The sequence below is a fragment of the Agrococcus jenensis genome, from assembly GCF_003752465.1.
In the GTDB taxonomy this organism is placed as follows: Bacteria; Actinomycetota; Actinomycetes; order Actinomycetales; family Microbacteriaceae; genus Agrococcus; species Agrococcus jenensis.
The window spans coordinates 1,202,276-1,215,569 of record NZ_RKHJ01000001.1 but is presented as its reverse complement, the minus strand read 5'-3'; the positions used below and the strand labels follow the sequence as shown (position 1 = coordinate 1,215,569).

The window sequence follows — 13,294 nt, the reverse complement described above, 5'->3', positions numbered from 1 at the left end:
CCTACGAGCGCTCGCGCGCCGCGAGCATCGGGCCGAGCTGCTGCACCGGGAAGCGGTCGACGGTGCCGTCCGCCTCCAGCACGAGCAGCTCGCTGGCGTTCTGGACGGCGGTGCACGAGTGAGTCGGGATGAGCGGCAGCACCGTGCCGATCGGGTGCGGCGGCGACTCCCCCGGGTCGAGGAAGCCGTGGTACTCGTTCACGCGGGTGACGGCGCCGCCGCCCCCGGCGATCCGGCCGTAGTGACCGCGGTCGTCGACCTCCCTGCCGATCGCCATCGTGCCGACGTCGATGATCTGCGGATTCCCCGGCCCAGCGCTCACGACCGTCGTCGCGACGAAGAGCGCGATCTCGTCCGGGCTGCAGATGCCGTGGTCGCAGTGGTCCATCGAGAAGAAGACGTACTCGCCCGGCCGGATCTCGGTGATCCCGGGCGCGGCCGACCACGCGAAGGTCGGCGTGGAGCCGGCGCTGACGATCCGCGGCTCGATGCCGACCTCCCGCAGGCCCGATGCGGCGGCCGCGAGCGCAGCGGTCTGGTCGTGCGCCGCGCCCTCCGCCGCCCCGAGCGCCCAGCCGTGACCGGGATAGGTGAAGACGCCGGCCACCTCGAGGCCACGGTCGGCGGCGTACCGGGCGAGGTCGCCGGCCGCGGAGGGCGCGACCCCGGAGCGCCGCCCGCCGCAGTCGACCTCGATGACGAGCTCGAGCCGATCCACGCCCGCGAGGCCGCGGTCGACCGTCGCGTCGACCGCCTCGTGGCTGTCGAGCCCGAGCTTCAGGTCGACCGTCTCGAGCAGTCGCCGCACGCGTGCTGCCTTCGGCGCGGAGGGCCACAGCGGGAACGCCAGGAAGATGTCGTCGACGCCGTCGGCGGCGAAGACCTCGGCCTGGTGCAGGTCGCTGACCGTGATCCCGCTCGCGCCGGCCGCCAGCTGCATGCGCCCGATGTCGACCGACTTGTGGGTCTTCACGTGCGGGCGGAGCGCGACGCCGTGGCCGTCGGCGAACGCCTGCATCCGCGCGATGTTCTCGCGCAGCACCTCGCCGAGCACGACCACCGCCGGGGTGTCGAAGGCGTCGCGGTGCTGCCGCACCGCGTCGATGATCCTGTCCATGCGCCTCCTCGGTCAGCCCGGCCCGCTCGGGGCCGGGCATCGGCGGCCCTATCCCAGCAGGCTGACGATCACGTTCTTCGGCTCGCTCATCTCGAGGACGGCGCTCGCGACGCCCTCGCGGCCGACGCCCGATCGCTTCGAGCCGCCGAAGGGCATCGAGTCGATGCGGAAGTCGCTGGTCTCGTTGACGAGCACGCTGCCGACGTGCAGCCGATCGACGGCGTGCATCGCGGTGGCCATCGACGCGGTGAAGATGCCGGCCTGCAGCCCGAACTCCGTGTCGTCCACGCGGGCGAGCGCGTCGTCGAGGTCGCTGTAGGCGACGATCGAGACGACGGGGCCGAACACCTCGTCGCGCAGCACCTTCGCGTCGTCGGCGACGTCGAGCAGCACCGTCGGGTCGTAGAACGCGCCCCGGCGGCCGCCGCCGATCGCGAGCGTCGCCCCGTCGGCGATCGCCTCGTCGACCCAGCCCTCGATGCGGCGCGCCTCGCGCTCGGAGATGAGCGGGCCGACGTCGGTCGCGCTGTCGCGCTTCGACCCGACGACGAGCTTCGAGGTGCCGCCGACGACGAGGTCGACGAGCTCGCGGTAGCGGCTCTCGTGCACGTACACGCGCTGCACCGAGAGGCAGTTCTGGCCGGCGACGCCGAAGGCGCCGTCGACGATGCCCGCCGCGGCGGCGGCGACGTCGCCGTCCTCGCACACCACGACCGCGTTGTTGCCGCCCAGCTCCATGAGGATCTTGCGCGCGCCGGCCGCCCGCACGAGCGCGTCGCCCGTGACCGGTCCGCCGGTGAACGAGACGGCGGCCACGCGCGGGTCGCTGACGAGCGCGGTGCCCGCGTCGCGCTCCGAGACGAGCACGGCCATCCGGCCCTTCGGCACGCCCGCGCGCAGCAGGATGTCGAGCAGCGCGAGCGCCGACAGCGGCGTCGCCTTCGCCGGCTTCAGCACCACGGCGTTGCCCGCGATGAGCGCCGGCCCCACCTTGTGCGCGACGAGGTTCATCGGGTCGTTGAACGGCGTGATCGCCGCGATCACCCCGAGCGGCGCCCGGCGGTTCCAGCCGAAGCGCCCGGCGCCGCGCGGGGTGTCGGCGAGCGCGAGCGTCTCGCCCTCGAGCAGGTGACCGGATGCCGCCGAGAGGCGGATGGTCTCCGCCGTGCGCGCCGCCTCTCGCGTCGCCTCGGTGATGGTCTTGCTGCTCTCGGCCGAGATGATGCGCGCGAGGCGCACGGACTCCTGGCGGATGAGGGCGGCCGCCCGCTCGAGCGCCTCGCGCCGCTCCCACAGCTCCCAGTCGTCCTCGCGGAGGCTGCGCTGCACGCCGGCGATCGCGCGCTCCATCGTGGCGGTGTCGCCGACGTGGACGCGAGCGATGAGCGCGTCGTCCTCGGGATCGGTGACGGCCAGCGAGAGGTCGTCCGTGATCCACTCGCCGTCGACATACCCCCCGCCTGGGATCGCCAGAGCGTCGAGCCCCGCATCCCCGTCCATCACGCTGATCGCCTCACCGACGTTGCCTGCACCCATCGTTCGCATCCTCCTCGACGCTTCCTCTCAGCTCAGCTGAACTTGTCCTGCAGGCCGTAGTAGGCGCCTCCTGCGCGGAGGTGCAGCCACGGCTCTCCGAAGTACCCGGGGATCCAGGGGTTCTTGAGGTCGCGCCAGATGTTCGCCTCGGGGTTGCCCGAGATGACGTCGACCATGACCTTGCCCATGTAGTTCGCCATCTGCACGCCGTGGCCCGAGTAGTTCAGCGAGTAGTGGATGCCCTTGTGCTCGCCCGCGTGGACCATCTGGTCCATCGAGATGTCGACGAGGCCGCCCCACATGTAGTCGATCCGCGCGTCGCGCGTCTGCGGGAAGATGTGGTGCATCGCCTTCTGCAGGATCTCGCCGCTCTTGCGGTCCTGCGACGGGTCCGAGAGCGCGAAGCGCGCGCGGCCGCCGAAGAGCAGGCGGTTGTCGGGCGTGATCCGGAAGTAGTAGATGAAGTTCTTGCTGTCGGACGCCATGCGCCGGTTCGGCAGCAGCTCGTCGACGACCGCCTGCGGCAGCGGCTCGGTGACCACGATGAAGCTGCCGACGGGGATGATGCGGCGCTGCTGCCAGCCGAAGGGCTTGCCCGTGTAGCCGCTCGTGCCGAGCACGACGTTGCCGGCGCGGACGGTGCCGCGCGTCGTCTTCAGGTCGTGGATCGTGGTGTCGCCGATGCGCTCGACGTCGACGACCTCTGCCCGCTCGTGGATCGTGGCGCCGGCGTCGACGGCGAGGCCCGCGAGCGCGTGGCCGAACTTGCCGACGTGCATCCCCGCGCCGAGCGGGTCGACGAGCGCGCCGTGGTAGACGTCGGAGCCGATCTCCGTGCGGATGTTGGCGCGGTCGACGAGCTCGACGGGCTGGCCGACGAGCCGCTTGAGGTCCTCGGCCGTGCGCTGCATGCCCTCGAAGTGCGACGCCTTCCAGGCGAGGGTCATCTTGCCCGAGCGCTCGTAGTCGACGTCGAGGTCGTGGTCCTCGACGAGGTTCTCGATGAGGTCGATCGCCTTGTTGTACTCGTTGAAGTACCCGATGGCCCGCTGCTCGCCGTAGCGCTTCATCGCGCTGCGGAAGCCGATCGCCAGGCCGGTCGTGGCCATCCCGCCGTTGCGGCCGGATGCGCCCCAGTTGACCGTGTTCGCCTCGAGCAGCGCCACGGACTTGCCGGCCTTCGCCGCGTGGTACGCCGTCGAGAGCCCGGTGAAGCCGCCGCCGACGACCGCGACGTCCACCTCCTTGGGGATCGGGGTGCTGCTGTAGTCACCGCTCGGCGTGGACGTGTCGAGCCAGTAGGAGTGCATCTTCACGGGGGTCTCCGTCGTTTCTCTTCGTGCGTGGGTGCGTGTGAGGGACCGGGCGGGGCGCGAGCGCGCCCCGCCCGGTCGTGCCCGCTACTCGGCGGGTCGGGTGAACTCGGTGATCAGGCGACGCTCGAGCGGGTCGCGAGCGACGTCGGTCCAGGTGCCGGCCTCGCCCTGGACGACGCGGTCGTGCGCGATGGGCACCGCGGCACCGAGCTGCATGATCGCGGCCTCGATGTCCATGGTCGCCTGCTGGCGGTCGTCGCCCACGGGCAGCGGCTGACCGTCCGCGACCAGCTGGTCGACCGACGGGTCGCAGAGCCGAGCGATGTTGAAGCCGCCCTCGCAGGTGAAGTCCGCAGCCTCGAACGACAGCGGGTCACCCGTGTCGAGCAGCACGTTGCGCGACATGATCGCGGAGTCGAAGCCGCCCGAGAGCAGCTCGTCCTCCATGTTGATGTACTCGCGCACGTCCTGCGTCACCACGAAGCCGGCGGCCTCGAGCTGCTCCTCGAGCCGCACCGCGATCTCGGGCAGCTCCGCGCGGTCGGTGTAGGCCGCGAGGACGATCTCGACGCCCTCCACGTCGGCAGGCTCCGTGGTCGGCTCGACGTCGCCGCGGAGGTCTGCAGCCCACGGGATGGCCGGGCCGATCAGGCCCTCCGCGACGTCGGCGCGGCCCTCGTAGATCGTGTCGACGATGACCTGCGGGTCGATGGCCGCGTAGGCCGCGGCGCGCACCGCCGGGTCGGCGAACGGTCCGCTCTCGGTGTTGAGCGCGAGGTACGTGGTGCGCGACTGCTGCACCTCGAAGGCCATCGTCTCGTCGAGCAGGCTGGCCTGCGAGACGGGGATCGTCTCGGCGACGTCGGCCTCGCCGGAGCGGAGCGCGGCGGCGCGGGCAGCGCCGTCGGGCACGAAGGACACGTCGATGCCGGCGGCCTGCGCCGTCTCGCCCCAGTACTCCTCGTACCGGTCGAGCGTCGCGGTGGTCGTGCCGCTGAGCTCGGTGAGCTCGAACGGCCCGGTGCCCGTGCCGATCGGGCTCACGGTGCCGTCGTCGCCGTAGGCGGCATCCGAGAAGATCGAGAGCTGTGCGCTCGCGAGCCGGTTGACGAGCAGCGGGTCGGGCACGTCGGTCGTGATCGTCACCTCGAGGTCGCCCGTGGCCGCGGCGTCGAGCGTGACGCCTCGCAGCACGCGCGGCACCGGGTCGGCCGCAGCCGCCTGGTCGAGGCTGTTCTCGACGGCTGCGGCGTCGAGCGCGGCGCCGTCGTGGAAGGTGACGCCCTCGCGGATCGTGAACACCCACGTCAGGTCGTCGGTCTGCTCCCACTCGGTCGCGAGCAGCGGCTCGATCTCGAGGTCCTCGTTGAGCCGCACGAGCGACTCCGCGGTGCTCCAGCGGCTGAGCTTGGTGGCGTCGTCGCTGAACGGGCTGAGCGCGGTCTGCGGCGGCTGGAGCATCGCCAGCCGGATGCGCTGGTCGCTGCCCTCGCCGCTGCCGCCGCCTTCGCTGCTGGCCGGATCCGCACCGCCACCGGCACAGCCGGCGAGGAGGAGCGCTGCCGACGCCGTGAGGGCGACGGCGGCCCCGACCCTGCGCCTGAGTGTCTTGCTCATGATGGTGTTCCCTTTCATTGCCATGCGGAGGTCGTGCGGGGTCAGGCGATGCCGAGGGCGCTGTTGACCTCGTCGAGCGAGGTCATGCGCACCGCGCCGTAGGCGGGCAGGTCGGGGTCGTAGCCGCGGTCGAGGAACACCTTGTTGGTGAAGCCGAGCTTGGCCATGGGGATGTGGTCGTAGAGCTGGTGCGACGAGATGTGGAGGAACTCCGACGGCTTCGCGTCGAGCTGCCGCAGCATGTGGTCGAAGGCCTGGACGCGCGGCTTGTAGGCGCCGGTCTGCTCGGCGGTGATCACCGCGTGGAAGGGCGCGCCGAGGCGGGGGATGAAGGTGTTGAGGTGCCGGTCGTCGGCGTTCGAGAGCGCGACGAGCGGGAAGTGCTCGGCCATCTTCGCGAGCGGCTCGGGCACGTCGGGGTGCGCGCCCCACTCGAGCACGTCGCGCTGGATCGCGGCGACGTCCTCGTCGCGAGCCTCGATGCCGTAGCGCTCGCAGATGCGGCGGAAGGAGCGCTCGAGCACCTCGTCGTAGGGGTGGTACTCGAGGACCTCGTCGTAGCGGATGAAGCTGAAGTCGGCGAAGAAGGGCTCGAGCTGGTCGGCCGGCAGGCGGTCCTTGACGATCGGCTCGACCGTCTTGCGCATCTCGAAGTAGATGAGCGTGCCGATGACGTCGAAGGAGATGTACTTCGGACGAGGGAGTTCGATGGACATGTGCGCCTTTCGGTGGTGGTGCGGGACGGCTATCGGGTGACCGACGTGACGTCGGTCGTGGGCGGGACGCTGGTGGTGGGGAGGGCCGTCGGGATGAGGCCCGTGCGCTGGTCGGTGATGTTGCGGAGCGGCTTCCTGCGGCGGCTGACCTTGGCCTTGCCGCCGCGGAGGTCGATGCTGAGGCTCGAGAGCGAGACGGCGAAGATCGACAGCAGCACGAGCGCGCCGGCGGGCACGAGCACGACGAGCGGTGCGCGCTCCACGTAGGGCAGGCCCTCGGCGAGCACGAGGCCCCAGTCGGATGCCGGCGGCTGCGGGCCGAGGCCCAGGAAGCCGAGCGCGGCGAGCGCGAGCGCGATGCCGGGGAGGCGGAGGCACGCGTGGCGGAAGACCGGGCCGACGACGCTCGGCAGCACGTAGCGCAGCAGCATGCGCACCGGGCCGACGCCGAGCACCGGCGCGATCTTCACGTGCGGCTGCGCCTTCACCTCCGCGACGAGCGCCGCGGTGTGGGCCGCGAGCGGCGCCCAGCTGACGAGCGTGACGGCGACCGCGGCGCCGAACGACGACGGGCCCATGACGGCGGCGATGATGAGGCCCGCGAGGATCGGCGGGGCCGCGTTCGTCACCTCGATCGGCCCGGCACCGAGGTTGGGGAAGAGCCCGACGAGCAGACCGATGCCGAGGCAGACGGCCGCGACGACCGCGCCGACGCCGATCGTCGAGAGCGCGCCGTGCGAGATGCGGGCGAGCACGTCGCGGCCGCTCGCGTCGGCGCCGAGCGGCAGCTCCCAGCTCGGGGGCTGCAGGCGGGCGAAGTCGAGCGCGAAGGGATCGCGCGGCAGACCCGCGAGGACGACGACGAGGAGCAGCGCGAGCATGGCGGCGGGCAGCAGCAGCGCCCACTTCGAGCTGGGCGTCTTGGGCACCGCGGCCGGCAGGGAGTTGGAGCGCAGCGCCGGTCCCAGCAGCACCCGGCGCAGCAGCGTCGCACCGATGCCGAGCACCACCGCGAGGATCATGAGCAGGATCACGCCGCCCTGCAGCATCGGCAGGTCCTGCGACTGGGCGGCGGCGAGCGTCGCGCGGCCGATGCCGGGGATCGCGTACACCTGCTCGATCACCACAGCGCCGGCCGTGATGCCGACGAGGATGAGCGACATCGGTGCGGTCACGCCGGGGAGCGTGCGCCGGATCACCGCGAGGATGATCCGCGCCTTCGAGAATCCGGCGACCTGCCAGGTCGCGACCCAGCGCTCGCTGAACGTGCTCGCGAGGGCATCCGAGAGGAGTCGCCCGAGGAAGCCGCCGGCCGGCAGGCCCATGGACAGCGCGGGGAGCACGACGTAGTTGATGCCGCGCCAGCCGAAGGGCGGGAACCAACCGAGCCACACCGCGAAGACGACGAGCAGCACCGAGGCGAGCAGGAACTCCGGCAGCGCGGTGAACGCGGCGGCGAGACCGCCGCCCGTGCGGTCGGAGCGGCCGGCCAGGCCGCGGCGGAAGGTGCGGATCGTGAGCAGCGCGGCGAGGACGATCGCGATGACGAGGGCCGCGAGCATCAGGGTGAGCGAGTTGCCGAGCGCCTCGAGCATCACCGGCATGACCGGCTCCTTGGTCGTCCAGGAGACGCCGAAGTCGCCCTGCACGGCCTTGCCCACCCAGGCGAAGAACGCGCCGAGCGGGCCGGCCTCCAGACCGAGCTCGCGCCGGATGGCCTCGAGGGCCTCCGGCGTCATCTCGCCCTCGGCGTAGCGGGTGCGGAAGACCGAGGCGGCGATGTCGCGGCCGGAGAGCAGCGGGAGGATGCCGAGCAGGAAGATGACGGCGAGGATCGTGCCGACGCGGGACAGCGTCGAGATCATCGCCGCCTTCGAGCCGGTCGAGAGCGTGGTCCGGCGCTGCGTGCGTCGCAGGGCGGGAACGGCCTGGGTCGAGAGTGCCATTCGCGTGCCTTCCTAGGCGATCTGCAGGTCAGCGGGCATGACGTGGAGGGTGGGGATGGCGTCGAGCAGCTCCCTGGTGCGCTCGTGCCGCGGATCCGTGAGGACCTGCTTCGTGGAGCGGTCCTCGACGACCTCGCCGCCGTGCATCACGACCGTGCGCTCGCACAGGCTCGCGACCATCGAGAGGTCGTGCGAGACGACCACGATGCCGGTGCCGCGCTCCTCGGAGACCTTGCGCAGCAGGGCGACGATCGCCTCGCGCATCGGCAGGTCGAGGCCGCTGACGGGCTCGTCGGCGAGCAGGAAGTCGGGGCGCGTCGCGATCGCCCGGGCGATGGCGAGGCGCTGCGCCTGCCCGCCCGAGAGCTCGTTCGCGCGGCGGTGCATGAACGTCTCGTCGAGGCCCACGGAGTCGAGTGCCTCGCGCACCATCTCGTCGTGGTCGCCGTCGACGCCGAGGCGCACGAGCGGCTCGCGCACGAGCTTGGCGACCGTCATGAGCGGGTCGAGCGTGCTCGCGGGGTCCTGCGGCACGTACTGCACCTTGCGGCGGTACCACTTGAGCTTGCGCACCTCGGCCGGGAAGACCTCCTTGCCCTCGCACGTCACCGCACCGGTGTCGGTGGTGTCGAGCGCGAGCATGAGGCGCAGCAGCGTCGTCTTGCCGGAGCCGGAGACGCCGACGATGCCGACGCGCTCGCCCGCCCCGATGGTGAGGGTGGTCGGGTGCAGCGCCGTCTTCATCTCGCGCTTGCCGAACAGGCCCTTGCGCGGCATCGCGTAGGCCCGGCTGACCTCCCCGATGTCGTAGAACATCGCGCGGGCCGGCGCCTGCGCGGCGTCCTCGGCGCGGAGGTCCTCGAGCTCGCGCTTGAACCGCTCGACGTACGGGTCGACGGTCGCGGCGCGGGCGGCACGGATGAGCTCGCGGGTGTAGGGGTTCTTGGGGGCGGCGAAGATCGAGTGCACCTGGCCCGCCTCGACGACGTCGCCGTCCTTCATCACGACGGAGTCGCTGCACAGCTCGGAGGCGACCGCGAAGTCGTGCGTGATGAAGAGGAGCGCGGGGGTGTGCTGCCCGGCGGTGTACTTCTTCAGCACGTCGAGCACGCGCTTCTGGGTCACGACGTCGAGGGCGGTGGTCGGCTCGTCCGCCACCATGAGCCGCGTGTTGCACGCGAGGGCGAGGGCGATGCAGATGCGTTGGCGCTGACCGCCAGAGAGCTCTGCCGAGAAGCGGTCGATGATCGTCTCGGGGTCGGGCAGGCCGACCGACTCGGCGAGCTCGACGGCCGCCTGCAGCGCGTCCTCGCGGGAGAGCCCGCGGTGGCGGCGGAGCGGTTCGATGATCTGCTCGCGGATGCGCACGAGCGGGTTGAGCGCGACCGCGGAGTCCTGGAAGACCATCGCGACCCGCGCCTCCTCCGGGCGCTTCGAGGCCGGCACGCCGAGCACCTCGACGCCGTTGACCTTGATGCTGCCCGAGGTCACCGCGTTGGAGGGGAGGCGGCCGAGCACGGCGCTCGCCGTGAGCGACTTGCCGGAGCCCGACTCGCCGAGCAGGCAGACGCGCTGCCCGACGCGGACCGAGAACGATGTCCCGTTCACGATCGTGCGGCCGCCGATCGAGATCCGCAGATCTGTCACTTCGAGACTGTGCATGCTCACCCCGTCCAGAGAATCGGTGCCTGCTCCGTTGCTGGCCTACGGGTGACGCTAGACCTCCTAGCGGCAGATTGTCAACAATCCAATCATCTCGTTACCGCTCCGAAACATGCCCGTCACGCGCGGCGTCGGCGCAGCTCCGCGATGACGGCGGCACCCACCTCGACGGTGGAGAGCGAGCCGCCGAGGTCGGGCGTGACCTCGCCGCGCTCGAGCACCGCGGTGAAGGCCTCCTCGAGACCCGTGGCGATGTCGTCATGCCCGAGGTGGCGCAGCATCATGGCGCCTGCCCAGATCTGCCCGATCGGGTTGGCGATGCCGCGGCCCGCGATGTCGGGCGCCGAGCCGTGCACCGGCTCGAACATCGAGGGGTGCTCGCGCTCCGGGTTGAGGTTGGCGCTCGGGGCGATGCCGATCGAGCCGACCGCGCCCGCGACGAGGTCGGAGAGGATGTCGCCGAACAGGTTCGAGGCGACGATCACGTCGATGCTCTGCGGCGACCGCACCGCGCGCGCGGCGAGCGCGTCGATGAGCACCGACTCGAGCTGGACGCCGTCGGACTGCGCGACGACCTCGGCCACGACCTCGTCCCAGAAGGGCATCGTGTGGATGATGCCGTTCGACTTCGTCGCCGAGACGAGGCGGCCGGATCGGCCCTGGGCGACCTCGACGGCGAACCGCGTGATGCGCTCGATGCCGTGCCGCGTGAAGATCGACTGCTGGTGCGCGGCCTCGAAGGGCGTGCCCTGGTAGCTGCGTCCGCCGACGGCGGAGTACTCCCCCTCCACGTTCTCGCGCACGATCACGACGTCGATCTCGGGATCGCCGGCGAGCGACGAGCGCACGCCCGAGAACGAGCGCACCGGGCGCAGGTTGACGTACTGGTCGAACTCGCGGCGGATCGGGATGAGCATCCCCCACAGCGTCTCGACGTCGGACACGTCGGGGTGGCCCACCGCGCCGAGGAAGATCGCGTCGGTGGCGGTCATCGTGGTGATCGCGTCCGTCGGCATCATGCGGCCGTGCTGGCGGTAGTAGTCGCTCCCCCACGGCTGCTCGCGCCACTCGAGGCGCACGTCGTGCCCCTCGATCGCGGCCTCGAGCACCTCCATCGCGACGGGCATGACCTCCAGGCCGATCCCGTCCCCTGCCAGCACCGTGATCACGTGGGTGTTCATGTCGTCCTCCTCGTCGAGCTGCTGATGCAGACTGTCAACAATCTACACAACCGCTCGCTCGAGGTCACCGGTGCGAGGCGGCGAGCTCCGGATGCATCTCCCCGAGCGACGGCGTGCGCCATGCGTGCGCGGCGAAGCCGAGCGCGAGCGCGGCGAACACCGCGAGGAGCAGCGAGGTCGGACCGAAGCCGATGACCGTCGCACCCCAGCCCGCGACCGGGTAGCTGATGAGCCACCAGCCGTGGGCGAGCGAGAACTGCGCGGCGAACACGTCGGGGAGGTCGTCGTCCGGGACGGCGTCGCGCAGGACCCGCCCCATCGGCGCGAGCACCGCCGAGTAGCCGAGGCCCGCCAGGAACCAGATCGCCCAGAGCCACGGCAGCGCGTCCTGCCCGGAGGAGAGCGCGAGCACGGGCCACACGAAGGCCATCGACGCGATCATGAGCGCGAGGCCGGCGAGCATGTACGGACGCACCCCGATGCGGGCGATCATCATCGGCATCAGCACGGCGGCCGTGATCGACCCGACGCCGTAGACGGCGAGCAGGCCGGCCGCCTGGGCCTCGCCGCCGCCCAGCTCGCCGAGCACGAGGGGCAGGGTGAGCACGACCGCGATCGCGCCGACCGACGCGAGCGCGAGGTGCAGCGTCAGCACCGCGCGCAGCCGCGGCACCCGCAGCATGAGCCTCGTGCCGCGAGCGATCTCGCGGCGCACGCTGTGCACGCCGCGAGCGGGCGCCGCAGCCTTCGGCAGCGCCGCCGAGACGATGAGCAGGGCGGATGCGAGGAATCCGACGCCCGTGCCGAAGAAGAGCGCCGACGACGACGCCACGACCACCACGACGCCCGCGATCGACGGGGAGACGAGGGACTCGATGTCGTACGCGAGCCTGCTGAGCGCGAGCGCTCCGGTGTACTGGCGCTCATCCGTCACGACGGCTGGGATCGTGGCCTGGAAGGTGGGCGTGAAGAGGGCCGACGCCGCCTGCAGCACGAAGATCAGCAGGTAGGCCGTGACCACATCCCCGACGAACGGCAGCGCGAGCGCCACCGCGACGCGGGCGAGGTCGGTGAGCACGAGCAGCCGCTTCGTGCCCACGCGGCGCGCGACGAGGGGCGCGAGCGGCCCGAGCAGCAGGAACGTGAGCATCTTGATGCCCAGCAGCGTGCCGAGGACCCCGGCGGCGTTGCCGCCGGTCGTGTCGAAGACCAGGAAGCCGATCGCGATCGTCGAGAGGCCGGTGCCGAGGAGCGCGACGACGTGCGCTGCGAAGAGGCGGCGGAACACGCGGTGGCGGAGAGCGAGGAACATGGCTTCATTCTTTGCGTAGATGCGCAATAACGCAAGAGCGGATGCGGAAGTGCCGCGGCCGCAGTGCGCGACGGTGCGGTGCTGGTCGCCGCGAGCGGGGCCGGCTGGCAGACTGCAGCGGATGGACGAGGCACGGACGACGAGCGGCGCAGCCGCGGCGCGGCAGGTCGCTGCCGCGCCCGAGCGAGCGGTCGCGCCGCTCGCGCTGCAGCGCACGAGCGCCGCCGAGCAGGCCGCCGACCACCTCACCGCGCTCATCCTCGACGGCACGCTGGGGCCGGGTGAGCGCCTCCGCGAGAGCGCCCTCGCCGAGAGCCTCGGCATCTCGCGCAACTCGGTGCGCGAGGGCATCCGGCTGCTCGAGCAGGGCCGGCTCGTGCGCTACGAGATGCATCGCGGCGCCGTGGTCGTGACGCCGTCGATCGATGAGCTCGACGACCTGTTCCGCACCCGGCTGCACCTCGAGACGCTCGCCGTGGGCGCTGAGCGCACGCCCGCGCGCGTCGCAGCGCTCGAGGGCGCGTTCGAGGCGCTGGTCGCGGCTGCCGGCACCGGGCAGGCGCGCGAGATCGTCGCCGCCGACATGGCCTTCCACGCGGCGATCGTCGACGGCCTCGGCAGCGCTCGGCTCAGCGCCTTCTTCTCGTCGCTCACGACCGAGCTCGGCTACTACCTGCTGATCCTGTCGCACACCGACGACGAGCCCGGGCACGTCGACGAGGCGGTGCTCGCGCACCACCGGCGCCTCCTCGACACCGCGCTCTCCGGCGACGTCGAGGGCGCACGTGCTGCGCTCGCCGGGCACCTGCACGAGAACCACCAGCGCATCCGACAGATCCTGGCAGCCGGCGGCGCCGGCGCGACGGGCTGACCCCGGGGTCGCCCCCGGGA

10 protein-coding genes are annotated in these 13,294 nt (G+C 71.7%); 1 reads left to right on the top strand and 9 read right to left on the bottom strand.

Going from position 1 to position 13,294, the window contains the following annotated elements; genetic code table 11:
• Position 1: 1 nt before the first annotated feature.
• From EDD26_RS06020 to EDD26_RS05980, 9 genes are all read right to left on the bottom strand, one after another.
• Complete coding sequence (locus tag EDD26_RS06020; RefSeq protein ID WP_123696879.1) at positions 2–1,117, bottom strand: alanine racemase; 1,116 nt, start codon at positions 1,115–1,117, stop codon at positions 2–4.
• A gap of 48 nt (positions 1,118–1,165) precedes the next feature.
• A complete protein-coding gene (locus tag EDD26_RS06015; protein WP_211333836.1) occupies positions 1,166–2,653 on the bottom strand; it encodes an aldehyde dehydrogenase family protein in 1,488 nt (495 codons plus the stop codon).
• A 32-nt stretch (positions 2,654–2,685) separates the two neighbouring features.
• On the bottom strand, positions 2,686–3,963 hold the full coding sequence (locus EDD26_RS06010; RefSeq protein ID WP_245990045.1) for an NAD(P)/FAD-dependent oxidoreductase: 1,278 nt from the start codon (positions 3,961–3,963) through the stop codon (positions 2,686–2,688).
• Positions 3,964–4,053: 90 nt separating this feature from the next.
• A complete protein-coding gene (locus tag EDD26_RS06005) occupies positions 4,054–5,586 on the bottom strand; it encodes an ABC transporter substrate-binding protein (protein ID WP_123696877.1) in 1,533 nt (510 codons plus the stop codon).
• Between the two features lie 41 nt (positions 5,587–5,627).
• Entirely contained in the window at positions 5,628–6,302 is a 675-nt protein-coding gene (locus EDD26_RS06000) for an HAD-IA family hydrolase (RefSeq protein ID WP_123696876.1), read from the bottom strand.
• Positions 6,303–6,331: 29 nt separating this feature from the next.
• Positions 6,332–8,248, bottom strand: a complete 1,917-nt coding sequence (locus tag EDD26_RS05995) for an ABC transporter permease subunit (RefSeq protein ID WP_123696875.1) — start codon at positions 8,246–8,248, stop codon at positions 6,332–6,334.
• 12 nt (positions 8,249–8,260) lie between these two features.
• On the bottom strand, positions 8,261–9,895 hold the full coding sequence (locus EDD26_RS05990) for an ATP-binding cassette domain-containing protein (protein WP_170165546.1): 1,635 nt from the start codon (positions 9,893–9,895) through the stop codon (positions 8,261–8,263).
• A gap of 134 nt (positions 9,896–10,029) precedes the next feature.
• On the bottom strand, positions 10,030–11,091 hold the full coding sequence (locus EDD26_RS05985) for an isocitrate/isopropylmalate dehydrogenase family protein (protein ID WP_123696873.1): 1,062 nt from the start codon (positions 11,089–11,091) through the stop codon (positions 10,030–10,032).
• A 64-nt stretch (positions 11,092–11,155) separates the two neighbouring features.
• A complete protein-coding gene (locus EDD26_RS05980; protein ID WP_170165545.1) occupies positions 11,156–12,403 on the bottom strand; it encodes an MFS transporter in 1,248 nt (415 codons plus the stop codon).
• Between the two features lie 121 nt (positions 12,404–12,524).
• Here EDD26_RS05980 and EDD26_RS14525 point away from each other — a divergent pair, with 121 nt between their 5' ends.
• Positions 12,525–13,274: a GntR family transcriptional regulator gene (locus EDD26_RS14525; RefSeq protein ID WP_170165544.1), complete on the top strand. Its 750-nt coding sequence runs from the start codon at positions 12,525–12,527 to the stop codon at positions 13,272–13,274.
• The last annotated feature ends 20 nt before the right edge of the window (positions 13,275–13,294 follow it).

What these genes read in the sequence shown, in the direction of transcription:
- EDD26_RS06020 (WP_123696879.1), bottom strand. Translation starts at nt 1,117, where the DNA reads ATGGACAGGATCATCGACGCGGTGCGGCAGCACCGCGACGCCTTCGAC.
- EDD26_RS06015 (WP_211333836.1), bottom strand. Translation starts at nt 2,653, where the DNA reads ATGGGTGCAGGCAACGTCGGTGAGGCGATCAGCGTGATGGACGGGGAT.
- EDD26_RS06010 (WP_245990045.1), bottom strand. Translation starts at nt 3,963, where the DNA reads ATGCACTCCTACTGGCTCGACACGTCCACGCCGAGCGGTGACTACAGC.
- EDD26_RS06005 (WP_123696877.1), bottom strand. Translation starts at nt 5,586, where the DNA reads ATGAGCAAGACACTCAGGCGCAGGGTCGGGGCCGCCGTCGCCCTCACG.
- EDD26_RS06000 (WP_123696876.1), bottom strand. Translation starts at nt 6,302, where the DNA reads ATGTCCATCGAACTCCCTCGTCCGAAGTACATCTCCTTCGACGTCATC.
- EDD26_RS05995 (WP_123696875.1), bottom strand. Translation starts at nt 8,248, where the DNA reads ATGGCACTCTCGACCCAGGCCGTTCCCGCCCTGCGACGCACGCAGCGC.
- EDD26_RS05985 (WP_123696873.1), bottom strand. Translation starts at nt 11,091, where the DNA reads ATGAACACCCACGTGATCACGGTGCTGGCAGGGGACGGGATCGGCCTG.
- EDD26_RS05980 (WP_170165545.1), bottom strand. Translation starts at nt 12,403, where the DNA reads ATGTTCCTCGCTCTCCGCCACCGCGTGTTCCGCCGCCTCTTCGCAGCG.
- EDD26_RS14525 (WP_170165544.1), top strand. Translation starts at nt 12,525, where the DNA reads ATGGACGAGGCACGGACGACGAGCGGCGCAGCCGCGGCGCGGCAGGTC.